At 66.5% G+C, this 22,656-nt stretch carries 22 protein-coding genes and 9 tRNA genes; 13 read left to right on the top strand and 18 right to left on the bottom strand.

The genetic code is table 11. The annotated features are described in order from the left end of the window. The first annotated feature begins 89 nt into the window (after positions 1-89). On the top strand, positions 90-1,817 hold the full coding sequence (locus ACZ5IQ_RS05630; RefSeq protein WP_464480957.1) for a DUF3556 domain-containing protein: 1,728 nt from the start codon (positions 90-92) through the stop codon (positions 1,815-1,817). On the opposite strand, the gene ACZ5IQ_RS05635 is transcribed toward ACZ5IQ_RS05630, so the two are convergent. Continuing rightward, complete coding sequence (locus ACZ5IQ_RS05635) at positions 1,807-2,604, bottom strand: FadR/GntR family transcriptional regulator (protein ID WP_064858215.1); 798 nt, start codon at positions 2,602-2,604, stop codon at positions 1,807-1,809. The genes ACZ5IQ_RS05630 and ACZ5IQ_RS05635 overlap by 11 nt on opposite strands. 194 nt (positions 2,605-2,798) lie before the next feature. Between ACZ5IQ_RS05635 and ACZ5IQ_RS05640 the strand changes: the two genes are divergently transcribed. From ACZ5IQ_RS05640 to ACZ5IQ_RS05650, 3 genes are read left to right on the top strand one after another with little or no spacing between them, the layout of a single operon-like run. Then, positions 2,799-3,944: a thiolase family protein gene (locus tag ACZ5IQ_RS05640; protein WP_464480958.1), complete on the top strand. Its 1,146-nt coding sequence runs from the start codon at positions 2,799-2,801 to the stop codon at positions 3,942-3,944. Then, positions 3,941-4,741 (top strand): crotonase/enoyl-CoA hydratase family protein, encoded by an 801-nt coding sequence (locus ACZ5IQ_RS05645; protein ID WP_064858214.1) that lies wholly within the window; start codon positions 3,941-3,943, stop codon positions 4,739-4,741. The genes ACZ5IQ_RS05640 and ACZ5IQ_RS05645 overlap by 4 nt, the downstream gene beginning before the upstream one ends. 13 nt (positions 4,742-4,754) lie before the next feature. Next, complete coding sequence (locus ACZ5IQ_RS05650; protein WP_020099264.1) at positions 4,755-5,897, top strand: acyl-CoA dehydrogenase family protein; 1,143 nt, start codon at positions 4,755-4,757, stop codon at positions 5,895-5,897. Positions 5,898-5,969: 72 nt separating this feature from the next. Here ACZ5IQ_RS05650 and ACZ5IQ_RS05655 read toward each other — a convergent pair whose 3' ends face one another. Beyond that, positions 5,970-6,716: a fasciclin domain-containing protein gene (locus tag ACZ5IQ_RS05655; protein WP_135357092.1), complete on the bottom strand. Its 747-nt coding sequence runs from the start codon at positions 6,714-6,716 to the stop codon at positions 5,970-5,972. Positions 6,717-6,849: 133 nt separating this feature from the next. Further along, positions 6,850-8,070, bottom strand: coding sequence for an MFS transporter (locus ACZ5IQ_RS05660; protein WP_138248197.1), 1,221 nt, complete (start codon positions 8,068-8,070; stop codon positions 6,850-6,852). A 111-nt stretch (positions 8,071-8,181) separates the two neighbouring features. Here ACZ5IQ_RS05660 and ACZ5IQ_RS05665 point away from each other — a divergent pair, with 111 nt between their 5' ends. Continuing rightward, positions 8,182-8,697, top strand: coding sequence for a gamma carbonic anhydrase family protein (locus tag ACZ5IQ_RS05665; RefSeq protein WP_138248198.1), 516 nt, complete (start codon positions 8,182-8,184; stop codon positions 8,695-8,697). Positions 8,698-8,772: 75 nt separating this feature from the next. Here ACZ5IQ_RS05665 and ACZ5IQ_RS05670 read toward each other — a convergent pair whose 3' ends face one another. The 4 genes from ACZ5IQ_RS05670 to ACZ5IQ_RS05685 all read right to left on the bottom strand — a co-directional run bounded on the left by ACZ5IQ_RS05670 (position 8,773) and on the right by ACZ5IQ_RS05685 (position 12,074). After that, complete coding sequence (locus ACZ5IQ_RS05670; RefSeq protein WP_212812678.1) at positions 8,773-9,147, bottom strand: hypothetical protein; 375 nt, start codon at positions 9,145-9,147, stop codon at positions 8,773-8,775. Positions 9,148-9,224: 77 nt separating this feature from the next. Beyond that, on the bottom strand, positions 9,225-9,674 hold the full coding sequence (locus ACZ5IQ_RS05675; protein ID WP_064858209.1) for a hypothetical protein: 450 nt from the start codon (positions 9,672-9,674) through the stop codon (positions 9,225-9,227). Between the two features lie 107 nt (positions 9,675-9,781). Further along, a complete protein-coding gene (gene tet(V) / locus ACZ5IQ_RS05680) occupies positions 9,782-11,065 on the bottom strand; it encodes a tetracycline efflux MFS transporter Tet(V) (protein WP_064858208.1) in 1,284 nt (427 codons plus the stop codon). Between the two features lie 217 nt (positions 11,066-11,282). Then, positions 11,283-12,074, bottom strand: coding sequence for an enoyl-CoA hydratase (locus ACZ5IQ_RS05685; protein WP_212812676.1), 792 nt, complete (start codon positions 12,072-12,074; stop codon positions 11,283-11,285). Positions 12,075-12,195: 121 nt separating this feature from the next. Between ACZ5IQ_RS05685 and ACZ5IQ_RS05690 the strand changes: the two genes are divergently transcribed. The 4 genes from ACZ5IQ_RS05690 (at position 12,196) to ACZ5IQ_RS05705 (ending at position 16,346) form a co-directional block, all read left to right on the top strand. Next, entirely contained in the window at positions 12,196-13,290 is a 1,095-nt protein-coding gene (locus tag ACZ5IQ_RS05690) for a CaiB/BaiF CoA transferase family protein (RefSeq protein ID WP_464480959.1), read from the top strand. A 41-nt stretch (positions 13,291-13,331) separates the two neighbouring features. Then, a complete protein-coding gene (locus ACZ5IQ_RS05695) occupies positions 13,332-14,084 on the top strand; it encodes a 3-hydroxyacyl-CoA dehydrogenase (protein ID WP_061003937.1) in 753 nt (250 codons plus the stop codon). Beyond that, positions 14,084-15,085, top strand: coding sequence for an NAD(P)H-dependent flavin oxidoreductase (locus ACZ5IQ_RS05700; protein WP_406776026.1), 1,002 nt, complete (start codon positions 14,084-14,086; stop codon positions 15,083-15,085). Before ACZ5IQ_RS05695 ends, ACZ5IQ_RS05700 begins: the two co-directional genes overlap by 1 nt. Positions 15,086-15,200: 115 nt before the next feature. Next, positions 15,201-16,346: an acyl-CoA dehydrogenase family protein gene (locus ACZ5IQ_RS05705; RefSeq protein ID WP_464480960.1), complete on the top strand. Its 1,146-nt coding sequence runs from the start codon at positions 15,201-15,203 to the stop codon at positions 16,344-16,346. A gap of 165 nt (positions 16,347-16,511) precedes the next feature. On the opposite strand, the gene ACZ5IQ_RS05710 is transcribed toward ACZ5IQ_RS05705, so the two are convergent. Then, on the bottom strand, positions 16,512-16,634 hold the full coding sequence (locus ACZ5IQ_RS05710) for a hypothetical protein (protein ID WP_020099274.1): 123 nt from the start codon (positions 16,632-16,634) through the stop codon (positions 16,512-16,514). 337 nt (positions 16,635-16,971) lie between these two features. On the opposite strand from ACZ5IQ_RS05710, the gene ACZ5IQ_RS05715 reads away from it, so the two are divergent. From ACZ5IQ_RS05715 to ACZ5IQ_RS05725, 3 genes are read left to right on the top strand one after another with little or no spacing between them, the layout of a single operon-like run. Continuing rightward, positions 16,972-19,188, top strand: a complete 2,217-nt coding sequence (locus ACZ5IQ_RS05715) for an MMPL family transporter (RefSeq protein WP_406784210.1) — start codon at positions 16,972-16,974, stop codon at positions 19,186-19,188. Then, complete coding sequence (locus tag ACZ5IQ_RS05720; protein ID WP_464480961.1) at positions 19,173-19,853, top strand: TetR/AcrR family transcriptional regulator; 681 nt, start codon at positions 19,173-19,175, stop codon at positions 19,851-19,853. Before ACZ5IQ_RS05715 ends, ACZ5IQ_RS05720 begins: the two co-directional genes overlap by 16 nt. Positions 19,854-19,855: 2 nt before the next feature. Then, positions 19,856-20,485, top strand: a complete 630-nt coding sequence (locus ACZ5IQ_RS05725) for a class I SAM-dependent methyltransferase (protein ID WP_464480962.1) — start codon at positions 19,856-19,858, stop codon at positions 20,483-20,485. Here ACZ5IQ_RS05725 and ACZ5IQ_RS05730 read toward each other — a convergent pair. Next, positions 20,472-21,200 (bottom strand): NAD-dependent deacylase, encoded by a 729-nt coding sequence (locus tag ACZ5IQ_RS05730; protein WP_346415161.1) that lies wholly within the window; start codon positions 21,198-21,200, stop codon positions 20,472-20,474. The genes ACZ5IQ_RS05725 and ACZ5IQ_RS05730 overlap by 14 nt on opposite strands. A gap of 61 nt (positions 21,201-21,261) precedes the next feature. Between ACZ5IQ_RS05730 and ACZ5IQ_RS05735 the strand changes: the two genes are divergently transcribed. Further along, positions 21,262-21,624, top strand: a complete 363-nt coding sequence (locus ACZ5IQ_RS05735; protein WP_029104729.1) for a GntR family transcriptional regulator — start codon at positions 21,262-21,264, stop codon at positions 21,622-21,624. Between the two features lie 185 nt (positions 21,625-21,809). Here the strand turns inward: ACZ5IQ_RS05735 and ACZ5IQ_RS05740 are convergent. The 9 genes from ACZ5IQ_RS05740 to ACZ5IQ_RS05780 form a co-directional block, all read right to left on the bottom strand. After that, positions 21,810-21,886: transfer RNA gene (locus tag ACZ5IQ_RS05740), tRNA-Ile, on the bottom strand. Positions 21,887-21,891: 5 nt separating this feature from the next. After that, positions 21,892-21,963, bottom strand: a tRNA-Arg gene (locus tag ACZ5IQ_RS05745). A 3-nt stretch (positions 21,964-21,966) separates the two neighbouring features. Then, positions 21,967-22,054: transfer RNA gene (locus ACZ5IQ_RS05750), tRNA-Ser, on the bottom strand. A gap of 1 nt (position 22,055) precedes the next feature. Next, positions 22,056-22,132: transfer RNA gene (locus ACZ5IQ_RS05755), tRNA-Ile, on the bottom strand. Positions 22,133-22,192: 60 nt separating this feature from the next. Next, positions 22,193-22,269, bottom strand: a tRNA-His gene (locus tag ACZ5IQ_RS05760). A gap of 2 nt (positions 22,270-22,271) precedes the next feature. After that, a tRNA-Ser gene (locus ACZ5IQ_RS05765) sits at positions 22,272-22,356 on the bottom strand. Positions 22,357-22,361: 5 nt separating this feature from the next. Beyond that, a tRNA-Gln gene (locus ACZ5IQ_RS05770) sits at positions 22,362-22,433 on the bottom strand. A 4-nt stretch (positions 22,434-22,437) separates the two neighbouring features. Next, positions 22,438-22,521: transfer RNA gene (locus ACZ5IQ_RS05775), tRNA-Tyr, on the bottom strand. A gap of 1 nt (position 22,522) precedes the next feature. After that, positions 22,523-22,598: transfer RNA gene (locus ACZ5IQ_RS05780), tRNA-Asn, on the bottom strand. Between the last annotated feature and the right edge of the window lie 58 nt (positions 22,599-22,656).

The following is a 22,656-nucleotide window of genomic DNA, read 5'->3' on the forward strand; positions in this document are numbered from 1 at the left end:
GTTGGTTCTGGAACGTCTGCGCCCTGGCCACGGAATCAACTATGGGGATCTGATTCCGTCAGACTAGAACACGTTCTAGTCTGACGGGTATGGGCTTTCTCACGCAGGACACTCCTGTCATCGACTTCGAGGAGTGGAACAAGGGCACCCGCGCGCAGAAGATCGTCCCCATGGCCCGGCACTGGGCCGAGACGGGCTTCGGCACCCCGGTGGCACTGCACCTGTTCTACGTCGTCAAGATCTGCCTGTACATCCTGGGTGGCTGGCTGATCGCGTTGTCCACCAAGGGGATCGACGGATTCACGAACGTCGCGGCGTGGTGGACCGAGCCGATCGTGTTCGAGAAGGTCGTGCTCTACACGATGCTGTTCGAGGTGATCGGCCTCGGCTGCGGGTTCGGCCCACTGAACAACCGCTTCTTCCCGCCCATGGGCTCGATCCTGTACTGGCTGCGGCCGAAGACCATTCGTCTGCCACCGTGGCCCGGCCGCATCCCGCTGACCAAGGGCGACGCCCGCGGACCGGTCGATGTGCTGCTCTACGGCGCGCTGCTGGCCCTGCTCGTCGTCGCGCTGTGCTCCGACGGCACCGGCCCGGTCTTGCCCGGCGCGACCGTCGGCGTGCTCCCGATGTGGCCGATCTGGGCCATTCTGGTCGTGCTCGCCCTGGCCGGTCTGCGCGACAAGGTGATCTTCCTGGCCGCCCGCGGCGAGGTCTACGGCTCGTTCACCGTCGCCTTCCTGTTCGCCGGCTACGGCGTCGACCTGATCATCGCCGCCAAGCTCGTGTGCATGGTGATCTGGTTGGGCGCCGCGACGTCGAAGCTCAACCACCACTTCCCGTTCGTCATCTCCACGATGATGAGCAACAATCCCGTGCTGCGGCCGAAGTTCATCAAGCGCGCGTTCTTCGAACACTTCCCGGACGACCTGCGCCCCGGCCGCCCATCGCGCTTCATGGCGCACTTCAGCACCTTCATCGAGGGCGCGGTGCCGCTCGTGCTCTTCTTCAGTCACGGCGGTTGGCCGACGTACATCGCCGCGTTCGTCATGCTGTGCTTCCACTTCGGGATCCTGTCGGCGATCCCGATGGGCGTGCCGCTGGAGTGGAACGTCTTCATGATGTTCTGTGTCGTGACGCTTTTCGTCGGGCACGCGGACATCGGCATCACCGACCTGACGTCGCCGTGGCCGGTGGTGCTGTTCGCGGTCGTCGCGGGCACCGTCGTCATCGGAAACCTGTTCCCGCGCAAGGTGTCTTTCCTGCCCGGCATGCGGTACTACGCCGGCAACTGGGACACGTCGCTGTGGTGCATCAAGCCGTCGGCTTCGGAGAAGATCGAGAAGAACATCGTCGCGATCGCCAGCATGCCCGCGACCCAGATGGAGCGGTACTACGGCAGCCCGGAGAACGCGCAGATGTACCTGTACATGGGCTACGCGTTCCGCGCCTTCAACACGCACGGCCGCGCGCTGTTCACGCTCGCGCACCGCGCGATGGCCGGGCAGAACGAGGACGACTACGCCCTGACCGATGGTGAGCGCATCGTCTCGACCGCCATCGGCTGGAACTTCGGCGACGGCCACATGTCGAACGAACAGCTCGTCGCGGCGCTGCAGGAGCGGTGCCACTTCGAGCCGGGCGAGGTGCGGATCGTCATGCTCGACGCGCAGCCCATCCATCAACAGACGCAGCAGTACCGCCTGGTCGACGCCGCCACCGGTGAATTCGAGCGCGGCTACGTGAAGGTGCGCGACATGGTGACCCGCCAGCCGTGGGCCGACGATGTCCCCGTGTACGGCGTGACTAGCGCATGACGTCGCGGACCTTGAGGTCCTCCATGCCGGCGAACAGCAGGCTGTTGGCGACGTCGAGGTGCTTGCGCCAGTGCGCTTCGGCGGCCGCGGCGTTGCCCGAGCGCATGAGCGTCATGAGCCGGCGGTAGGACTTCATCAGAATGTCGTAGTCGGACTTGGACATCGGGCGGTTCTCGCGCATCGCGAACGCGATGTGGCGGACGGTGATCTCGTGCAGCATGCCGGCGACGATGGCCAGCGTCGCGTTGCCCGACAGCTCGACCATGCGCTGGTGAAAGTCGCCGGTGGTCTCGGCCATACGGCCCGTCTCGAGTCCGGACGGCACGTACTCGGCCAGCATGGTGTCGAGCTCGTCGAACGCGGCGGTGTTGCCCTGCTCGGTCAACAGCCGCACGACGGTCGGTTCGATCCCGGCGCGCGCGGTGGTCACGTCGGCGATCGTCGCGCCGGACAGCTCCAGCAGCAGACCCGCTGGGCGCGCGACGATCTCGGGTCCGGGCACGCGGACACGGGCACCGGTGCGCGACCCGCGGCGTACCTCCACGAGGCGCTCGGACTCCAGGACGCGGACGGCCTCGCGCAGGGTGGGACGGCTGACCCCGAAATGCGCCATCAGCTCGGCCTCGTTGGGCAGGAAGTCGCCTTCCTTGAGCTGGCCGTCGACGACCATGCGGCGCAAGGTGCCGGCCACCAGTTCCGCGGTTTTGGGGGAGCGGATGGGGCCGCTGGCCGAGGATGGCACAGTACGTGGGTCGATCATCGGCGACAACGGCGGAGTCTGCGCCATCTGGGCCCTCCTTGAACCGTTTGTGCTGGCCTCGTCTTAGGAAACTCAGTAAACCATGTGAGGCGGCATGACCCCGTCATTCGCGGAAATGGCGCCGATCTACCAACTAGTAGGTTGACCTAGTAAACCTTCTGTTCTATGTTCGCATATGACCAGGTCTTTACGGGTGTCAATTCATGTTGAAGGAGAAGTCCGTGGCTGAAGCAGTCATCGTCGAGGCGGTCCGCTCGCCCATCGGGAAGCGCAACGGCGCCCTGTCGGGTGTGCACCCGGCAGAGCTCTCGGCTCAGGTGCTGGGCGCCCTGGTGCAGCGCGCAGGCGTCGACCCGGCGCTCGTCGACGACGTGATCTGGGGCTGCGTCATGCAGGCCGGCGAGCAGGCGCTCGACATCGCCCGCACCGCGGTCCTGACCGCAGGCTGGCCCGAGACGGTCCCCGGCGTGACCGTCGACCGCCAGTGTGGCTCCAGCCAGCAGTCGGTGCACTTCGCCGCCGCCGGCGTGGTCGCCGGCCACTACGACGTCGTCGTCGCCGGTGGTGTCGAATCGATGTCGCGCACCCCGATGGGTTCGTCGCTCGCCAACGGTGGACACCCCTACCCGGAGGCGTTCCGCGCCCGTTACGACCAGACCCCGAACCAGGGCACCGGTGCCGAGATGATGGCCGAGAAGTGGGGCCTGTCCCGCACCCAGCTCGACGAGTTCTCGCTGCGCTCGCACGAAAAGGCCGCTGCCGCACAGGATGCCGGGGCCTTCAAGGACCAGATCGTCGCCATCAAGGACCAGGACGGCAATATCGTCACCGAAGACGGCGGCATCCGTCGCGGCGGCACCGTCGAATCCATGGCGGCCATCAAGCCGGCGTTCAAGGAAGACGGCGTCATCCACGCCGGCAACTCCTCGCAGATTTCCGACGGCTCGGCCGCGCTGCTGATCATGTCCGCCGAGAAGGCAAAAGAGTTGGGGCTCAAGCCTCTTGCTCGGCTGCACACCGGCGTGCTGGCCGGCGCCGACCCCGTGATGATGCTGAGCGCGCCCATTCCCGCGACCCAGAAGGCCCTGGCCAAGTCCGGTCTGAGCGTCAACGACATCGGCGTGTTCGAGGTCAACGAGGCCTTCGCGCCCGTTCCGATGGCGTGGCTCAAGGACATCGGCGCCGACGAGAACCGGCTGAACCCGAACGGCGGCGCCATCGCCCTCGGCCACCCGCTCGGCGGTTCCGGTGCCCGCATCATGACCACCCTGCTGCACCACATGCGGGACAACAACATTCAGTACGGCTTCCAGACCATGTGTGAGGGTGGCGGCCAGGCCAACGCGACCATCCTGGAGCTGTTGTGACCTCGGTGTCCGCCGAACCGGGCGCCCTCTCCGAGCGGCGCGGCAACGTCCTGCTGATCACGATCAACCGGCCCGATGCCCGCAACGCCGTGAACCAGGCCGTCAGCATCGGTGTCGGCGACGCACTGCAGGCCGCGCAGGACGACCCGGAGATCCGGGCCGTCGTGATCACCGGCTCCGGCGACAAATCGTTCTGTGCCGGTGCGGATCTCAAGGCGCTCTCGCGCGGCGAGAACCTCTTCCACCCCGATCACACCGACTGGGGCTTCGCCGGCTACGTCAGCCACTTCATCGACAAGCCCACCATCGCGGCCGTCAACGGCACCGCCCTGGGCGGCGGCTCGGAACTGGCGTTGGCGAGTGACCTGGTGGTGGCCGAGGAAAGCGCGAAATTCGGTCTCCCGGAAGTGAAACGGGGCCTGATCGCCGGTGCCGGCGGCGTGTTCCGGATCGTCGAGCAGCTGCCGCGCAAGGTCGCGCTGGAACTGCTGTTCACCGGTGAGCCCATGACATCCGCGGATGCGCTGCGCTGGGGCCTGATCAATCAGGTGGTCCCCGACGGCACCGTCGTCGACGCGGCACTGGCTCTGGCGGAACGGATCACGTCCAACGCGCCGCTGGCCGTGCAGGCCAGCAAGCGGGTGGCGTACGGCGCCGACGACGGCGTGGTGACCGACGAGAAGGACGGCTGGAAGCGCACCAACCGCGAGTTCGTCACCCTGCTGCAGTCCGAGGACGCGAAAGAAGGCCCGCTGGCGTTCGCGCAGAAACGTCAGCCTGTATGGAAAGCCAAGTGACGGAGAAGAAATCGTGAAGCGGACAGTATTCGAAGCGGAGCATGAGGCGCTCCGGGAATCCACCCGGCAGTACATCGAGCGTGAGCTCGTCCCCAACGCCGAGAAGTGGGAAGAGCAGCGCATGGTCGACCGGTCGGCGTTCGTCGCCGCCGGCAAGTACGGCCTGATCGGGTTCAACATGCCCGAGGAGTTCGGCGGTGGCGGGTCCGACGACTTCCGCTTCAATGCCGTCATCGACGAGGAACTGGCCCGCTACGGCGGCCCGGCACCGTCGCTGAGTCTCCAGAACGACGTCGTCGCACCGTATTTCAAGCACCTTGCGAACGACGAGCAGAAGGCACGGTGGATGCCGGGCATCGCCAGCGGCGAGCTGATCCTCGCCGTCGCGATGACCGAGCCCGGCGCCGGCAGTGACCTGGCGGGCATCCGTACCTCGGCGGTGCGCGACGGCGACGACTGGATCATCAACGGCTCCAAGACCTTCATCTCGTCGGGCATCAACTGCGACCTCGTCGTGGTGGTGTGTCGCACCAATCCCGAAGCCGGGCACAAGGGCTTCACGCTGCTGGTCGTCGAGCGCGGGATGGAAGGCTTCGAGCGGGGCCGCAAGCTCGACAAGATGGGTCTGCATGCGCAGGACACCTCGGAGCTGCACTTCGAGAACGTGCGGGTGCCGCAGGCGAACTTGCTCGGCCAGGAAGGCCGCGGCTTCTACCACCTGATGCAGAACCTGCCGTCCGAGCGGCTCGGCATCGCGATCTCGGCGATCGCGGGCGCGCGCGAATCCTGGCGCCAGACACTGCAATACGCCAAGGACCGCAAGGCGTTCGGGCAGCCGATCGGCAGCTTCCAGCACAACCGGTTCCTGCTGGCCGAGATGGACACCGAGCTCGACGTGTGTGAGCGGTACATCGACCGGTGCCTGGAGGGCGTGCTCGACGGCGACCTGTCGGCCGTCGAGGCGGCCAAGGCCAAGTGGTTCTGTACCGAGACCGCCAAGAAGGTCATCGACGGCTGCGTGCAGTTGCACGGCGGCTACGGCTACATGATGGAGTACCGCGTGGCCCGCGATTACTGCGACGCCCGCATCCAGACGATCTTCGGTGGCACCACCGAGATCATGAAGGACATCATCGGCCGCGACCTCGGGCTGTAAACAGCCCACAAAGCCAATCGGCGCCCCTGCACAACGTGGTGCAGGGGCGCCGATTTCGTTTGAATCTGTTGGTTACCGCGCGGCCGACGTGGTCGTGGTCGGGGTCGCCGAGGTCGACTCAGCGGCGCTCGGCGCTGCCGAGGTCGACGTCGCCGTGGTGGCCGAGGTCGAGGTGGAGGTCTCGCTACCCGCCGCGGTGACCGGGGCCGGGGCATCCGCCAGGTCCAGCACGGTGTCGATCACGTAGATGCGGGCATTGCTCGCCTCGATGGCGCCACACACCAGCTTGGCGGTGTCGTTGACCTTGATGTCGCCACCGTCGCCGGTCACCTTGATCTGGGTGCCCTGCTGCGTCGGACGCTGGCCCTTGACGGTGTCATTGCCCAGCACGCCCAGGAAGACGTGGTAGTAGTCCAGGCTGGTCAGCGCGGCCGGGTCGGCCTTCAGGGCCTCGAGCTTGGCCGGGTCCAGCGCCGCGAAGGCCTCGTTGGTGGGCGCGAAGACCACGTACGGGCCGTTGTCCAGCACGCTGGTGATGTTCACGGCGGGGTTCAGGCCACCGGACACCGCCGAGTTGAAGGTGCTGATCGCCGGAATCGCGGCCAGCACCTGGCTCACCGGCTTGTTGACCAACGTCTTCAGGTCGGGCATGCCTGCCTTGACCTTGTCGCAGCCCGGGCCCTGGGGGTCGACCGTCTTGTTGGTCGGCGGCGGCAGCGGCGGCGGGTCCGCGTAAGCGGACACTGCCAGCGGCAGCGATGCGGTCAGGGCGGCGACGGCCGCGGTTACGCCCAGAAATCTGCTGGTGCGAGTCTTCATGGTTCGGCTCCTCAGCTGTTCATGACGCGCACCCCGCCCGACCGGGGAGACCCCATCCGGGGCGTGGCGCCCGTCGAATGGTAATGGCTGGCGCTGCGAAACAGCAAAATCAGCTACCGGCGGTCCGTTTTGGTCAAGTGGTTCTGACCTGCACTTTTCGCACGCTGAAGCACAGCGCCGCGGCGACCGCGCACAAGCCGGCCGCCAGTTGAAAGGCCAGGTCATAGTTACCTTGTAAGTCCCGAAGCCAGCCGGCTGCCGCCGCTGCGACCGCGGCGCCGACCTGATGTGCGGCAAACACCCAGCCGAACACCACGGGGGACCGATCACCGAAGTAGTCGCGGCACAGCGCGATCGTGGGCGGCACCGTGGCAACCCAGTCCAGGCCGTAGAAGACGATGAACACCCAGGTGCCCGGATCGGCGTGCGGAGAAAGCAGCGAAGGCAACAGCATCAGCGAAATGCCGCGTCCGACGTAGTAGACGGTCAGCAGCAGCCGCGGATCAACCCGGTCGGTGAGCCAGCCCGAACAGACCGTGCCGGCCACGTCGAGGACGCCGATGGTGGCCAGCAGGCTCGCAGCGACCGTCGTCGGCATGCCATGGTCGCCCGCGGCAGGGATGAAGTGGGTGCCGATCAGCCCGTTGGTGGTCATGCCACAGATCGCGAAGCTGCCGGCCAGGAGCCAGAACACCGGCACCCGCGCACCGATGACGAGCCCGTCCAGCGCGGCCCGGAAGCCGTTCGCGGGTGCCGCGGTGGGTGCGGGCGGGTGGTGGCGCATGACGATGAGGGCGGGTGCGATGACCGCGAACGCGGCCGCGGCGACGATGAGGCAGGCCCAGCGCCAGCCGTGACGGGTCGCGACCTCGGCGACGAGCGGCAGGAAGATCAGCTGCCCGGTGGCGCTGGCCGCCGTCAGCACGCCGGTCACCAGGCCGCGCCGTTCGTCGAACCAGCGGGTGGCGACGGTCGCGACGAAGCCCATCGAGATGCATCCGGTGCCGATGCCGACCAATACGCCCCAGCACGCCACCAGTTGCCAGCCGGTCGTCATCCGGACCGACAGCGCCGAACCGGCCGTGATCAACCCCAGCGCCACGGTCAGCACCGGCCGGACCCCGAACCGGTCCATCAGGGCTGCCGCGAACGGCGCGGTGACTCCGAACAGCGTCATGTTGACCGACATCGCCAGGCCCACCGTGGCGTGCGACCAGCCGAACTCGTGGTGCAGCGGCGTCATCAGCACGCCGGGTACGGCGCGGAAACCGGCGGCGGCCAGGATGGCGAGGAAACTGACGGCGGCCACCGTCCATGCGGCGCGAGTCGGCGCGGTCGTCGAGGTGAGCGTCACCGCACCACTCTGGCCGGTAGGTCGGGACCGGGCCAGTGGCAGAACCGACACGAACCGCACAGATTGCGCCACGCTCCCGGCCGGAGCGGCGTGCGACCTAAACTCTGCCGCATGTCAGGACCGTTGATTCTTCCCATCCAGGGCCATGCGCCGCAGCTGCACGACGAGGCGTGGGTCGCGCCGACCGCATCGGTGCTCGGCCAGGTGACGCTCGCCGCGCGGGCCAGCATCTGGTACGGCACCACGCTGCGTGCCGAGTTCGAGCCCATCGAGATCGGCGAAGGGTCCAACATCCAGGACGGCTGCACCGTGCACGTCGACCCGGGCTTCCCGGTCAAGGTGGGCGCCGGCGTCAGCGTCGGGCACAACGCGGTCCTGCATGGCTGCACGGTGGAGGACGGCGCCCTGGTGGGCATGGGGGCCATCGTGCTCAACGGCGCCGTGATCGGCGCCGGCTCGCTGGTCGCGGCCGGAACCGTTGTGCCGCAAGGGTTCGTCGTGCCGCCGGGCACCATGATTGCCGGAGTGCCCGGCAAGATCCGGCGCGAGCTGACCGAAGACGAGATCAACCACAACCGCATCAACGGCCAGGTGTACGAGCACCTGCTCACCCTCCACCGCGGCTAGGAACTCGGGGATTTGTGCACGATTTTCCGCGGGTGCCGCGGAAAATCGTGCACAAACCAGGGATGAGGATCAGCGCTACGACAGTTGATCCCAGTCGACGGCGTCGTTGATCGGCCGGGAGTTGTTGCGCTTGGCCGGCTGGCCACCCTTCGGGCTCGGTTTCCCGCAGAATTTCTCGACCGCCGACTTGACCTTGCTATTGAGCTTGAGATCAAACTGGGGCAGCTTGTGCGAGTCAAGAAGCTCTGAGATGTCGGTAGATTGCGATTCCCCGCCGATCCTTGCGGGTGCATATTCCTTCTGCGCGTACTCATCACAGGTGACCGAGCGGGCCGCGCTCGCACCACCTGAGTGCTTCGCGCCCGAATCATTTGAGCAGGCTGCGCTAACGACCGCCAGGGCGACGGCCGTCAACACGGTGCCTACGATTTTGACTGGCAATGAGAGCATGGCCGGCGTTCCTCTTCTACCTGAATTTTTCCGTGAATAGTGGCGTGCACCTAGGTCCCGTGTCATCGAACGATCACTTAGAACCGTTCCAGTCCATAGAGTTTCGTTCCGCTTTTCGTATAGACGGTGGCGTGATCGGCGGTGTCGAATCGTACGAGATAGGTCGCCGAGTTGGGTCCTTGTGTGACGGCGAGACGGTAGCGGCCATCTGAATCCATTTTCGACGACAATGAGCACGACATCGGTCCGCCGATATCGAGCGGCTTGCCGGTACTGCTGTCGTAGAAGAAGCCCTTGCAGACACCGGTATCACCGACGACCTTCAAGTTGGTGCCATCGGACGGTGTCCACTGACCCACCAGTGACGGCGGCGTGGGCTCGGCACCCGCGGCACAGGCGCCCAAAACGCTTGTCGCGCTGGACGCCGCGAGCAGGATGAATCCCGCGCCCAACATTCTGCTCCGGTGTGCAGCGACTTTCATCAGTTCGAACTCCTCGGCAGGTCGGCGTTGCGGATGATGCGTCATCACAGCCTGCCAACGAATGCCGGGAAGCGCAGTCCGCCGAACGGTGGACAGCGCCTGGCGAATTCGGCGTGATCTGTGACGCCGACAGTCACAGATCACGCCGAAATCTAAAGCGGGTGGGCCAGTTCGTCGGCCCGCATCCGCGCCACGGCCCACGCGATGGCCGTCAGGATGGCCGGGAGGACCCCGGACACCACGAAAATCCACTGCATCGGAACGATTTTCGACAGCGGTCCGGCGATGGCGAATGACACCGGCATGAACACCAGCGAGACGAAGAAGTCGAGGCTCGAGACCCGGCCCAGCATCTCGGTGGGGACCCGCAGTTGCAGCAGCGTCCCCCAGATCACCATGCTGGCGCCCTCGCCGATTCCGACGAGGATTGTTGCGGCCAGCATGACGGGGAATGACCAGGTGCTGCCGACCACGACCAAGGGTAGTGCACCCAGGCCCCAGATCGCCATCATCGCGGTCAGATAGCGCCGCGGCATGCGGGCCGACGAAACTGCCAGCGCGCCAACGGCGCTGCCGATTCCGAAGCCGGCAATGATGAATCCGTATGCGCGGGGACCGTCTTCGAAGCGTTGTTGGGCGATGAACGGCATCAGCACCTCGATGGGTCCCAGCACCACCAGCACGTAGACACTCGCGACCAGGAGCGTCCACAACAGCCACGGCGTGCGTGTCATGAACGTGAAACCCTCACGCAGATCATGCAGTACGTGCTTGTGCTCGGCCGGTTTCTCATCCGCCGGGACCGCAGTGGGCCGGGTCGCCACCAGCAGCACCAGTCCCACACCGAACAGCACCGCGACGGTGGTCGCACCGACACTCGGGAACGTCAGCCCGACGAGGACACCGGCCGCGGCCGGGCCGATGGCCTGCTGCAGCACGGGACGCACGACGCCCTCGATGCCGTTGGCTGCCAACAGTTGTTCGGCCGGCAGGATACGGGGGAGCAGTGCACTGTAGGCCGGGAAGAAGAAGGCCACGGCGATGCCGAGGCACGTCGCCGCGACCGCCATGTGCCAAAGGCGCAGTGTCCCAGTCGAACTGAGGGCAGCAATGGTCGACACCGCGACCAGGTTGATGACCTCGACGGTGATGATGATGTTGCGCCGGTTGAGCCTGTCGGCCGCGATACCACCGACGAGGACGAAAGCCACCAGGCCGACGCCTGCGCACGTCGCGACGAGGGACAGCGCAGCCGGATCATTGTCCAGCGCGATGACCTGCAGCGCGGCCACGACCGTCCACATGCCCTCGGCGAAGATGGACAGTGAGACGGCCGCGATGAGCAGCCGGTATTCGCGGAAACGTAAGGGCGCGAACACCCGCCAGCGGTCAGTGGTCCGCGGTTCGGGCGTCTCGACGTCGAACTGGGAACTCACCAGTCCATGGTCCCGCGCCCGTCAAGCGATTTCCGGGCGTACGTCGGTATGAGTCACTGCCACGAATGTGCAACCAGATCACCGGATCCGCGAAATCGAGGCCCTGGTTGCACACTCGCGAACCCGTCGAAACGCATGATCCCGCGACTGTGCAATCAGAGCGCGTCAACCGCGGATCTGGTGATCTGTTTGCACGCTCGTGGTGTGGACCCGTTCGCTACACGTCCGAGTAGACGGGAGTCCGCCGCTGCTGGAAGGACGCCACGCCCTCGCGGAAGTCGGCGGCGTGCAAAAGCTGGATCTGCCCGGCGGTTTCACGGGCGAACGTGTTGTTCAGCTCGGTCAGGGTGGCGTCGTTGATGGCCTGCTTGGTCTTGCGCAGGGCCACGGCCGGGCCGGACTTGAGCGTCGCCAGCACGCGGTCGACCTCGGCGTCGAGTTCATCGGCGGCGTGGACGGAACTCACCAGGCCGGCGGCGAGAGCCTCGGACGCCGGCAGCTTCTCGGCCAACAGGGCCATCCGCATCGCCCGGGCCCGGCCGATCGAGGCGGCGACCAGAGCCGAGGCGCCGCCGTCGGGCATCAGACCGATCTTGGTGAACGCCAACAGGAACGACGACTTCTCCGACGCCAGGACGATGTCGCACCCGAGGGCCAGCGACACCCCGACGCCGGCGGCGACGCCGTGCACCACTGCGACCGCGGGCTTGGGCAGGCTCACCAGCGCCGCGACGGCGCGGTTGGCGGCGTTCAAGACGGCGGCGGCATCAAATTTCTTGGCGTCCTGGTCTTCGGCACTCAGGCCCGCGCCGGAGCAGAAGCCCCGGCCCGCGCCGCCCAGCCGGACCACCTTGACCTCGGGATCGGTCGCGGCCTGGAGCACCGCGTCGCCGAGGAGTTCGAGCATTCCCAGCGACAGCGAGTTCAGCGTGTCCGGCCGGTTGAGCGTCACGGACAACACGCCGTCATCCAGTGACACGGTCAGATCGTCGGATCCGGTGTAAGTCATTCAGTACCCCAGTTTCATGGGCGGGCCAGATGCCCGCACTAGACAGACTTCGTTATACAAGTAAGCTATGTTGCGGTCAATAGAACTGGGCTCAAACCGATCGACCAAGAGGTGCATTTAGATGGCTGGACCACTGCAGGGACTGCGCGTTGTCGAGTTGGCCGGCATCGGCCCCGGGCCGCACGCGGCGATGATCCTGGGTGACCTGGGCGCCGACGTGGTGCGCGTGGAGCGCCCGAGCAAGTCCGGCAAGCCCAGCGGCGACTCGATGCTGCGCAACCGCCGGTCCGTCACCGCCGACCTGAAGAGCGACGAAGGCCGCGAGCTGGTCCTGAACCTGATCAAGAAGGCCGACGTTCTCATCGAAGGTTTCCGCCCGGGCGTCACCGAGCGGCTGGGCCTTGGCCCGGAGGATTGTGCCGCGGTCAACGAGCGCCTGATCTACGGCCGCATGACGGGCTGGGGCCAGACGGGCCCGCGCGCCCTGCAGGCCGGCCACGACATCAACTACATCTCGCTCAACGGCCTGCTGCACGCCGTCGGCCGCAAGGGCGAGCGCCCGGTGCCGCCGCTGAACCTGGCCGGCGACTTCGGTGGCGGGTCGATGTTCCTGCTGGTCGGCATCCTGTCCGCGCTGTTCGAGCGGCAGACCTCCGGCAAGGGCCAGGTGATCGACGCCGCGATGGTCGACGGCTCCAGCGTGCTCATGCAGATGATGTGGGGCTTCCGCCGGCAGGGCATGTGGAGCGACGAGCGCGGCACCAACATGCTCGACACCGGCGCGCCGTACTACGACACCTACGAGACCGCCGACGGCAAGTACATGGCCGTCGGCTCCATCGAGCCGCAGTTCTACGCCGAGCTGCTGGCCAAGCTGGAACTCGACCCGGCGGCCCTGCCCGGCCAGAACGACGTCGCCCGCTGGCCCGAGCTGCGCGAGATCTTCACCGCTGCCTTCAAGGCGCAGACCCGGGACCACTGGGCCAAGGTGTTCACCGGCTCGGACGCGTGCGTCAGCCCCGTCCTGAGCTTCGCCGAGGTCGAGACCGAGCCGCACATCGCCGAGCGCGACACCTTCTTCCGGTTCTCGCCCGACGACGGCGACAACCTCGAGCCGATGCCCGCGCCGCGGTTCTCCCGCAGCGTGCCGAGCGTGCCGACGCCGCCTCGCGTGCCCGGTTCCGACACCGAGTCGGTCCTGCGCGACTGGGCCTGAGGCGCCCCACAGATTTCCGTAACAAGAAGGGAATTGCATCAATGCAGATCAAAGATTCCGTGGCCGTCGTGACGGGCGGCGCGTCAGGCCTCGGCCTGGCGACCACCAAGCGCCTGCTCGACGCCGGCGGCAGCGTCGTCGTCATCGACCTCAAGGGTGAGGACGTCGTCGCCGAGCTGGGCCCGCGCGCCAAGTTCGTCGCCACCGACGTCACCGACGAGGCCGGCGTGAGCGCGGCGCTCGACGCAGCCGAGGAGATGGGCCCGGTCCGGATCAACGTGAACTGTGCGGGCATCGGCAACGCCATCAAGACCCTGAGCAAGGACGGCGCCTTCCCGCTGGCCGGCTTCCGCAAGGTCGTCGAGGTCAACCTGATCGGCACGTTCAACGTCATCCGCCTGTCGGCCGAGCGCATCGCCAAGACCGAGGCGGTCGACGGCGAGAAGGGCGTCATCATCAACACCGCGTCGGTGGCGGCGTTCGACGGCCAGATCGGTCAGGCCGCGTACTCGGCGTCCAAGGGTGGCGTCGTCGGCATGACGCTGCCGATCGCCCGCGACCTCTCGCGTGAGCTGATCCGCGTCTGCACCATCGCCCCCGGCCTGTTCAAGACCCCGCTGCTGGGCTCGCTGCCGGAAGAGGCGCAGAAGTCCCTCGGCCAGCAGGTGCCGCACCCGGCTCGCCTGGGTGACCCGGACGAGTACGGGTTCCTGGCGCAGCACATCATCGAGAACCCGATGCTCAACGGCGAAGTGATCCGCCTCGACGGCGCGATCCGGATGGCGCCGCGCTGATGGGAATCCGGACGAAGTTCACCGAGGCCTTCGGTGTCGAGCACCCGATCGCCCAGGGCGGCATGCAGTGGGTCGGTCGCGCGGAACTGGTTGCCGCCGTTGCCAATGCGGGCGGCCTGGGTTTCATCACCGCGCTGACACAGCCGACGCCGGCGGATCTGGCCAACGAGATCGCCAAGACCCGCGACCTGACGGACAAGCCGTTCGGCGTGAACCTGACGATCCTGCCGTCGATCAACCCGCCGCCGTACGACGAGTACCGCAAGGTGATCGTCGACGCCGGCATCAAGATCGTGGAGACGGCCGGTTCCAACCCGGGACCGCACCTGCCGATGTTCCATGACGCCGGCATCAAGGTGCTGCACAAGTGCACCTCGGTGCGCCACGCCGTCAAGGCCCAGAGCCTCGGCGTCGACGGCATCAGCATCGACGGTTTCGAGTGCGCCGGTCACCCCGGTGAGGACGACGTGCCAGGCCTGGTGCTCATCCCGGCCGCGGCCAAGGAGATCGAGATCCCGATGATCGCCTCGGGCGGCTTCGGTGACGCCCGCGGCCTGGTGGCCGCACTGGCGCTCGGCGCGGACGGCATCAACATGGGCACGCGCTTCATGTGCACCGTCGAGTCGTGCATCCACCAGAACGTCAAGGAAGCCATCGTGGCGACCGACGAGCGCGGCACCGAGCTGATCTTCCGCAGCCTGCGCAACACCGCGCGCGTGGCGTCCAACGCCGTCTCGCGTGAGGTGGTGGAAATCCTCAAGGGCGGCGGCCAGTTCGAGGACGTCAAGGATCTGGTGGCCGGTGTGCGGGGCCGCAAGGTGTTCGAGAACGGCGACCTCGACGCCGGCATCTGGACCGCGGGCACCGTCATGGGCCTGATCCACGACATCCCGACGTGCGACGAGCTGATTCACCGCATCGTCGGGGAAGCCGAGGAGATCATCACCGGCCGGCTGGCCCGGATGGTCGGCGCGGGCGAAGCCGAACTCGCCGGCGTCTAGCCGCAATTCATGCGCCGAGGGCCGTGACTCCCACCGGGTCACGGCCCTCACTGCGTTCGGTGGCGGCCGGCGGGGTAGCTTTTGGCCAAAGGCGACCCGCGTTAAGGACTTTGATATGCAGCGCAGCTTGTTCGAGGTAGATCACGACGACTTCCGTGCCTCGGTGCGCGAATTCGTCTCTCGACACATCGAGCCAAATGAAGACAAGTTCATCGAGCAGCGCTACATCGACCGTGAGGTGTGGCTGGAGGCCGGCCGCAACGGGTATCTGGGGCTGGAGGTGCCCGAAGAGTACGGCGGTAGCGCCGCGGGCGATTACCGCTTCAACACCGTTCTGTGCGAAGAGCTTTCGCGGTCCAGTGCCGCCGCGGCGTCGGCGTTCACCATCCATTACGACTGCGCCGCACCATATCTGGTCACGCTGACCACCGAGGAACAGAAGCGGCGGTGGCTGCCGAAGTTCTGCACCGGCGAGATGATCACCGCTATCGGGATGACCGAGCCCTCCGGTGGATCGGACCTGGCCGCGTTGAAGACCACCGCGGTCAAGGACGGGTCCAGTTACATCATCAACGGCTCGAAGACGTTCATCACCAACGGGACCCAGGCCGACATGGTGATCGTCGCCTCGAGAACCGCACCCGAAAAGGGCTCCAAGGGCATCACGCTGTTCGCCGTCGAAACGGGCATGCCGGGGTTCACGCGCGGGCGCAAGCTGGACAAGGTGGGCCAGCCCGAAGCGGACACCGCGGAGCTGTTCTTCGAAGACGTCCGGGTCGACGAGTCGGCGATCATCGGTGAGGTCGACCGGGGCTTCATCCACATGATGACGTTGCTGCCCCAGGAGCGGATCAGCGTCGCGGTGGCCAACCTCGCCCACGCCCGGCGGATTCTGGAAGACACCGTCGAGTACGCCAAGGAGCGCAAGGCGTTCGGTCAAGCCATCGGCTCGCTGCAATGGAACAAGTTCCTGCTCGCCGAGATGGTCACCAAACTCGATGTGACGCAGGCCTATGTCGACAACTGCGTGGTGGCGCACCTGAGTGGTGAGCTGACTGCCATCGATGCGGCGAAAGCCAAGTACTGGAGTTCGGTGGTGCAGAACGAAATTCTGGACAACTGCGTCCAGATCCACGGCGGCTACGGCTTCATGAACGAGTACCGGGTCGCGCGGGCTTGGAAGGACGCCCGCGTCACCAAGATTTGGGCGGGCTCCAACGAGATCATGCGTGAGGTCATCGGTCGCGACCTGGGGCTGTAGCCGTCGGCGGGCCCCGGCCCCGGACACAACAAAAGCCGCCGACCGTATCGGTCGGCGGCTTTGACGCTGGAAATCACTCCGACGAGTCCCTGCGTGCGCACGCGGTTTGTGCGCAGCGGCGTCGCGCTTCGGCGCGGCGTCAGACTCGCGGGTGAACCCGCGGAATCAGACAGCCTCGGCGAGGTCGGGGAACTGCTCGGACGTGTCACCCTCGATCAGGACGTCCCCGTGGTACAGGGCATCGAAATCTACTTTGATGACATCTGCGTTGGTGTCGTCGATCCACATGTCTATGAGGCTATGGGTCGCTATTAAGAAATCATTGAGTCACGATTCGGAAAACGTTGGCAATTCTTACCGCTGGGTAGGTTGGCCTACTCCGACCCCCAAGTGACCCGTGGGTAGCTCACATTCCGCAAGGTCGCAGGTGATCTTGATGTGCGGACAGCGGTCCTGGTCGCGGCTTAGTTCACTGGCCAGTAGCAAACATGATGACGGTCACCGCGGTAACGCCTGGTGGGCGGTGTGAACCAGACGTCAATAAATCTCGTGACCAGGGGTGAGTGAGCATTGACAGGTCTGAGTTATCGACGATAACTTAGCGGTGTTAGCAGAAGGGGACTGCATGCTGAACCGCATCGCGCTGCTGGCCATCGCCGCGCCGAAGAGAATTCTGGCGGTGGCGGGGCTGGTCCTGATCGCCGCGGCGATCTTCGGTGTCCCGGTCGTCAAGACCCTGCCCGCGGGCGGCTTCCAAGATCCGAAGTCCGAGTCGGCACAAGCCAGCCGGCTGCTGGCCACCAAGTTCCACCAGGGCGACATGCCGATGCTGGTTACCGTCACGGCGCCTGACGGGGTCCACGGCCCGGCGGCTTCCGCGGCCGCCCGCGAGATCGTCGACCATCTGAAGGCTTCGCCGCACGTCGCCTACGTGTCTTCGGCCTGGACGGTGCCGCCGGCCGCGGCCGGGGAATTGATCAGCAAGGACGGCAAGTCCGGGCTGATCGTGGCCGGCATGAACGGCGGCGAGAACAACGCGCAGAAGTACGCCCAGGAACTCGCCGACCAGGTCGTCCACGACCGGCCCGGCGTCACCGTCAAGGCCGGTGGCGGGGCGATCATCTACTCCCAGATCAACACCCAGACAGAACATGATCTGCTGCTGATGGAGTCCATCGCGATACCGCTCAGCTTCCTGGTGCTGGTGTGGGTGTTCGGGGGACTGGTCGCCGCGGCGTTGCCGATCCTGGTGGGCGGATTGGCGATGACCGGCACCCTGGCGGTGCTGCGGACCATCACGTTCTTCACCGACGTGTCCGTCTTCGCGCTGAACGTCGCCACCGCGCTCGGGCTCGCCCTCGCCATCGACTACACATTGCTGATCATCAGTCGCTACCGCGACGAGGTGGCCGAGGGCCAGCCGCGGGACCAGGCGCTGATCCGCACCATGGTCACCGCGGGCCGCACCGTGTTGTTCTCGGCGACGACGGTCGGCCTGTCGATGGCCGCGATGCTGATGTTCCCGATGTACTTCCTCACCTCCATCGCGTACGCCGGCATCGCGACGGTCGCATTCGCCGCCGCGGCCGCGGTGATCGTCACGCCGGCCGCCATCTGGCTCCTCGGCGACCGGCTCGATTCCCTCAGCCTGCCGCACCTGTTCCGGCGCGACACCACGCCCAAACCCGTGCAGGAATTGTTCTGGTACCGCGCCGCCAAAGCCGTGATGCGCCGCTCGGTCTCGGCGAGCCTCGCCGTCGTCGCACTGCTGTTGGTCCTGGGCGCGCCCTTCCTCGGCGCGAAGTGGGGATTCCCCGACGAGCGGGTACTACCGACCACGGCGTCGGCACACCAGTTGGGGGACCAGCTGCGCAACGACTTCGCCAACAACTCCGCCACCGACATCACCGCCGTCATTCCCGACGCCGCCGGGCTGAGCCCGGCCGCTTTCGATACGTACGCCGCCGATGTCTCGCGCGTCGCCGCGGTCACCGAAGTCTCCTCGCCCACTGGCACTTTCGTCGGCGGCCGGAAAGTGGGCCCGGCCGGTCCCGGCGCGGCGATCGTCGACGGCAGCGCCTTCCTGACGATCGGCAGCAGCGCGCCGCTGTTCTCGGACGCGTCTCAGGCGCAGCTCGATGCGGTGCACGCCGTTCGCGGACCGGACGGGCGGCTGGTGCAGTTGGCGGGCGTCGCCCAGATCAGTCACGACAGCGTGCAGGCCGTCACCGACCGGCTGCCGTGGGTGCTGGCCGTCATCGCTGTCATCACACTCGGGCTGCTTTTCCTGCTCACCGGCAGCGTGGTCCTTCCGGTGAAAGCCGTTGTCCTCAATGTCCTTTCACTCACCGCGGCATTCGGTGCGCTGGTCTGGATCTTCCAGGACGGTCACCTCGGCGCGCTCGGTACCACGGCGACGGGGACGCTGGCATCCAACATGCCGGTGCTGCTGTTCTGCATCGCGTTCGGGCTGTCGATGGACTACGAGGTGTTCCTGGTCGCCCGCATCCGGGAGTTCTGGCTCGTCGAACAGGACAACGACGAGAGCGTCGCGCTCGGCCTGGCCCACACCGGACGGGTCATCACCGCGGCGGCGCTCGTGATGTCGATTTCGTTCGGCGCGCTGATCGCCGCGGAAGTGTCGTTCATGCGGATGTTCGGGCTCGGCCTGACCATCGCCGTCCTCGTGGATGCCACCCTGGTACGGACGGTGCTGGTGCCGGCGTTCATGCACCTGATGGGGCGGTGGAACTGGTGGGCGCCGGCGCCGCTGGCCCGGCTGCACAAACGCATCGGCATCAGTGAAACGGCGCCCGAGCCGTCGGCATGCGGCGCGCGATGACGGCGGCCAAACGGCGTCGTGCGCCGCGCGGGTCCGGCGACCAGCTGCGCGACGAAATCCTGGACGCGGCAACCGAAATTCTCCTGGAATCGAACCAGGAGAAGGCGGTGTCCATCCGGTCCGTCGCGCAGCGGGTGGGCGTCACCCCGCCATCGATCTACCTGCATTTCGCTGACAAGGACACCTTGTTGGACGCGGTGTGCGGCCGGTACTTCGAGCAACTGGACGACGTGATGCAGCACGTGGCCGCCGAACAGCCGACGACGATCGACCGGTTGCGGGCACAAGGGCTGGCATACGTCCGCTTCGCCCGCCAGAACCCCGAGCTCTACCGGATCGCCATGATGTCCGAGGGACATCCCGGCAGCGACGTGGACCAGGCCCTGAACACCGCGGCATTCATGCATATGCGGGATTCGGTGCAGGCCCTGATGGACGAGGGCGGCTATCCCGTCGGCGACGTGACGGTGGCGGCGCTCGGGTTGTGGACGGTGGCGCACGGTCTTGCGGCGTTGTTCATCTCGCGGCCGTATCTGCCGTTCGGCGATCCCGAGGAGTTCGCCGACCGGGTGCTCAGCGCCGCGTGCCTCGGTGGCATGGTGAGAGGACTGGGCGGACCGGATACGACGCCGCAACAGCTGGTCGAGCGACTGAAAGGTTCCTGACGATGACCGATACCTCGGTGGACAATCCGTTCTTCGCCCGCATGTGGATCGCGATGTCGTCACGCGAGCGCAAGTTCATGACCAGGCTGCGGCAGGAGAATCTGGCGGGGCTCCGCGGCCGGGTACTGGAAATCGGCGCCGGAACCGGAACCAACTTCGCGTTCTACCCGGACACCGTGACCGAGGTGGTGGCCGTCGAGCCGGAGGTCCGGCTGGCGCCGCTGGCCCGGAAGGCGGCGCTGACCGCGCCGGTGCCGGTGACGGTCCGCACCGAGACCGTCGAGAACTTCGACGGTGACGACCTTTTCGACGCCGTGGTGTGCTCGCTGGTGCTGTGTTCGGTCGACGAACCGGAAAGTGTGCTGCGGCAGATGTATTCACGGCTCAAGCCGGGTGGCGAGCTGCGCTACTTCGAGCACGTCGCCAGCGGCGGGGTGCGTGGCCGGGTGCAGCGATTCCTGGATTCGACGTTCTGGCCGAAGATTTCGGGCAACTGTCACGCGCATCGGGAGACCGAGCGGAGCATCGTCGGCGCAGGTTTCGAGGTTTCGGATGCCCGTCGTGTGCTGATGCTGCCGGGCTGGGTGCCGCTGGCGGAAGTGGCGTTGGGTCGGGCCGTCAGGCCTGCTTGATCGTCGACAGCAGTTCCGGCAGGCGCTGTAACAGGGTCGGCAGCGCGTTGGCCGCCGTCTCGCGCAGGGACACTGTGGCCAGATCGGAGAACGGTGTCGGCTTCGGATTCACCTCGATCACCGGGATGCCCTGCTGCACAGCGGCTTCCGGTAGGGACGCCGCCGGGTATACCACCGACGACGTGCCGACGGTGATCACCAGGTCGGCCCCGCTGACCGCTGCGACCGAGTTGTTCCAGGCGTCGGAGGGCAGGTTCTCGCCGAACCACACGACATTGGGCCGCACGAGGCCGCCGCAGTAGCACTCCGGCGGTTCTATGGCGATTTCGGGCTCAGGCATCGGCGGCAGCGTGCCTTCGAAGTTGGCTTTGCAACTGTCGCAATGGAACTGGAACAGGCTGCCGTGCAGGTGGTGCACCCGAGTGCTGCCGGCGCGCTCATGCAGGTTGTCGATGTTCTGGGTGACGATGTCGACCTCGGTGTAGTCCTGCCACGCGGCCACGGCCCGGTGCCCGTCGTTCGGGGCCACGTTGCCCATCATGTGGTGGCGCCACAGATACCAGGCGAACACCCGCTCGGGGTGGCGGCGCCAGGCGTCCGAACTCGAGATCTCGTAGGGGTCGGTGTTGGCCCACAGTCCGGTCTCGGCGTCCCGGAAGGTCGGCACGCCACTGTCGGCGGACATCCCCGCACCGCTGAACACCGTCACCCGCATTGGACCACGTTATCGGGTCTTGGGTGATCTGGGCCACCTCGTCATCGGTCATACTCGGCTGGTGACCGATTTCGGTGAGTGGGTCCGCCTCGACCCGCACGCGGGGCCGTTGTTCGACCAGCTGCGGCTGCAGATCATCGACGCCATTCGCGATGGCCGGCTGCCTGCCGGGACCCGGCTGCCCACCGTCCGCGACCTCGCCGGCACGCTGGGAATGGCCGCCAATACCGTCGCCCGGGCCTACCGTGAGCTCGAGACCGCCGGGGTCCTCGAAACCCGGGGGAGGTCAGGTACTTTCGTGGCGGCTGCCGACCCGGCTGCCGCGGCGATGGTGGACGCGGCCAATGCCTTCGCCGACACCGCCCGGGCATTGGGCGTGCTGAAAGCCGACGCGCTGCGGTACCTGGACGCGGCGTTCGAGTAGGGCGGGGTGCTTCGCGAGTGTGCGAGCAGAGCGCCCGTTTCGCGGATCCGGCGAGCTGTGTGCACATTCGCGCGCCAGTTCCTGGCCGCTGCCAGGCTTCGCATGAGTGCGCGCTGGGAGCTGTCGCAAAACGTGACATTGTCAGCCCTTGGTGACGGCTTTGACCTGGCACTGCCGCCGGAGGGTGGTGCGCAGGACGGGGATTGAACCCGCGGCATCCGTCTTATAAGGACGGCGCTCTGACCAACTGAGCTACCTGCGCATGCGCGCCCCTGGAGAGATTCGAACTCCCAGCCATCTGCGTCGAAAGCAGGTGCTCTTCCGTTGAGCTACAGGGGCATTTGGCGGAGGCGGCGGGAGTCGAACCCACAACCGCTGGACAGCGGCCACGGCTCAGCAAGCCGCTGCATTACCGTTCTGCCACGCCTCCGTGGTTGTCCGGGATGGGCTTGAACCACCTGCCTCCGCCGTATCAGGGCGACGCTCTAACCAGATGAGCTACCGGACATTGGGTTAGTGCCTCGGATTGCAGTCAGTGGGTGACTGCAATCCGAGGCGTTGTCGAAGTTGGGGTGTGCGACGGGACTCGAACCCGCTTCGCCCAAGCTCACAACCTGGGGCCTCGACCGCTTCGGCATCGCACACAGCGGAAGACAGAGGAGTCGAACCCCAGGGCTTTCACCCCGCGCCCGTTTTCGAAACGGGATGCGCCACCACGGCGCGCTGTCTTCCTGAAGCTGACCCGCCAGGATTCGAACCTGAACCGGCTGAACCAAAATCAGCAGTGCTACCGGTTACACCACGGGTCATCGGTGCGTGCGGAGGGATTCGAACCCCCTGTGCCTGAAGGCCTCTGGTTTACAGCCAGGTGCGACACTCCCGCGTCGCCGCGCACGCTTGGCTACCCCGGCAGGAGTCGGACCTGCAACCTACTCCGTAACAGGGAGCTGCTCTGCCAGTTGAGCTACGGGGCAACGTGTTTCGTCGTGGCGGGGCGAGAGGTGACGGACCTCCCGCCCCGCCCGACGGGTT

The organism is Mycobacterium toneyamaense, from assembly GCF_055384815.1.

Excerpts from the sequence above, each read along its gene's own strand:
- ACZ5IQ_RS05630 (WP_464480957.1), top strand. The coding sequence starts at position 90 with ATGGGCTTTCTCACGCAGGACACTCCTGTCATCGACTTCGAGGAGTGG.
- ACZ5IQ_RS05635 (WP_064858215.1), bottom strand. The coding sequence starts at position 2,604 with ATGGCGCAGACTCCGCCGTTGTCGCCGATGATCGACCCACGTACTGTG.
- ACZ5IQ_RS05655 (WP_135357092.1), bottom strand. The coding sequence starts at position 6,716 with ATGAAGACTCGCACCAGCAGATTTCTGGGCGTAACCGCGGCCGTCGCC.
- ACZ5IQ_RS05665 (WP_138248198.1), top strand. The coding sequence starts at position 8,182 with ATGTCAGGACCGTTGATTCTTCCCATCCAGGGCCATGCGCCGCAGCTG.
- ACZ5IQ_RS05670 (WP_212812678.1), bottom strand. The coding sequence starts at position 9,147 with ATGCTCTCATTGCCAGTCAAAATCGTAGGCACCGTGTTGACGGCCGTC.
- ACZ5IQ_RS05675 (WP_064858209.1), bottom strand. The coding sequence starts at position 9,674 with ATGACGCATCATCCGCAACGCCGACCTGCCGAGGAGTTCGAACTGATG.
- ACZ5IQ_RS05685 (WP_212812676.1), bottom strand. The coding sequence starts at position 12,074 with ATGACTTACACCGGATCCGACGATCTGACCGTGTCACTGGATGACGGC.
- ACZ5IQ_RS05690 (WP_464480959.1), top strand. The coding sequence starts at position 12,196 with ATGGCTGGACCACTGCAGGGACTGCGCGTTGTCGAGTTGGCCGGCATC.
- ACZ5IQ_RS05695 (WP_061003937.1), top strand. The coding sequence starts at position 13,332 with ATGCAGATCAAAGATTCCGTGGCCGTCGTGACGGGCGGCGCGTCAGGC.
- ACZ5IQ_RS05700 (WP_406776026.1), top strand. The coding sequence starts at position 14,084 with ATGGGAATCCGGACGAAGTTCACCGAGGCCTTCGGTGTCGAGCACCCG.
- ACZ5IQ_RS05705 (WP_464480960.1), top strand. The coding sequence starts at position 15,201 with ATGCAGCGCAGCTTGTTCGAGGTAGATCACGACGACTTCCGTGCCTCG.
- ACZ5IQ_RS05710 (WP_020099274.1), bottom strand. The coding sequence starts at position 16,634 with ATGTGGATCGACGACACCAACGCAGATGTCATCAAAGTAGATTTCGAT.
- ACZ5IQ_RS05715 (WP_406784210.1), top strand. The coding sequence starts at position 16,972 with ATGCTGAACCGCATCGCGCTGCTGGCCATCGCCGCGCCGAAGAGAATT.
- ACZ5IQ_RS05720 (WP_464480961.1), top strand. The coding sequence starts at position 19,173 with ATGCGGCGCGCGATGACGGCGGCCAAACGGCGTCGTGCGCCGCGCGGG.
- ACZ5IQ_RS05725 (WP_464480962.1), top strand. The coding sequence starts at position 19,856 with ATGACCGATACCTCGGTGGACAATCCGTTCTTCGCCCGCATGTGGATC.
- ACZ5IQ_RS05730 (WP_346415161.1), bottom strand. The coding sequence starts at position 21,200 with ATGCGGGTGACGGTGTTCAGCGGTGCGGGGATGTCCGCCGACAGTGGC.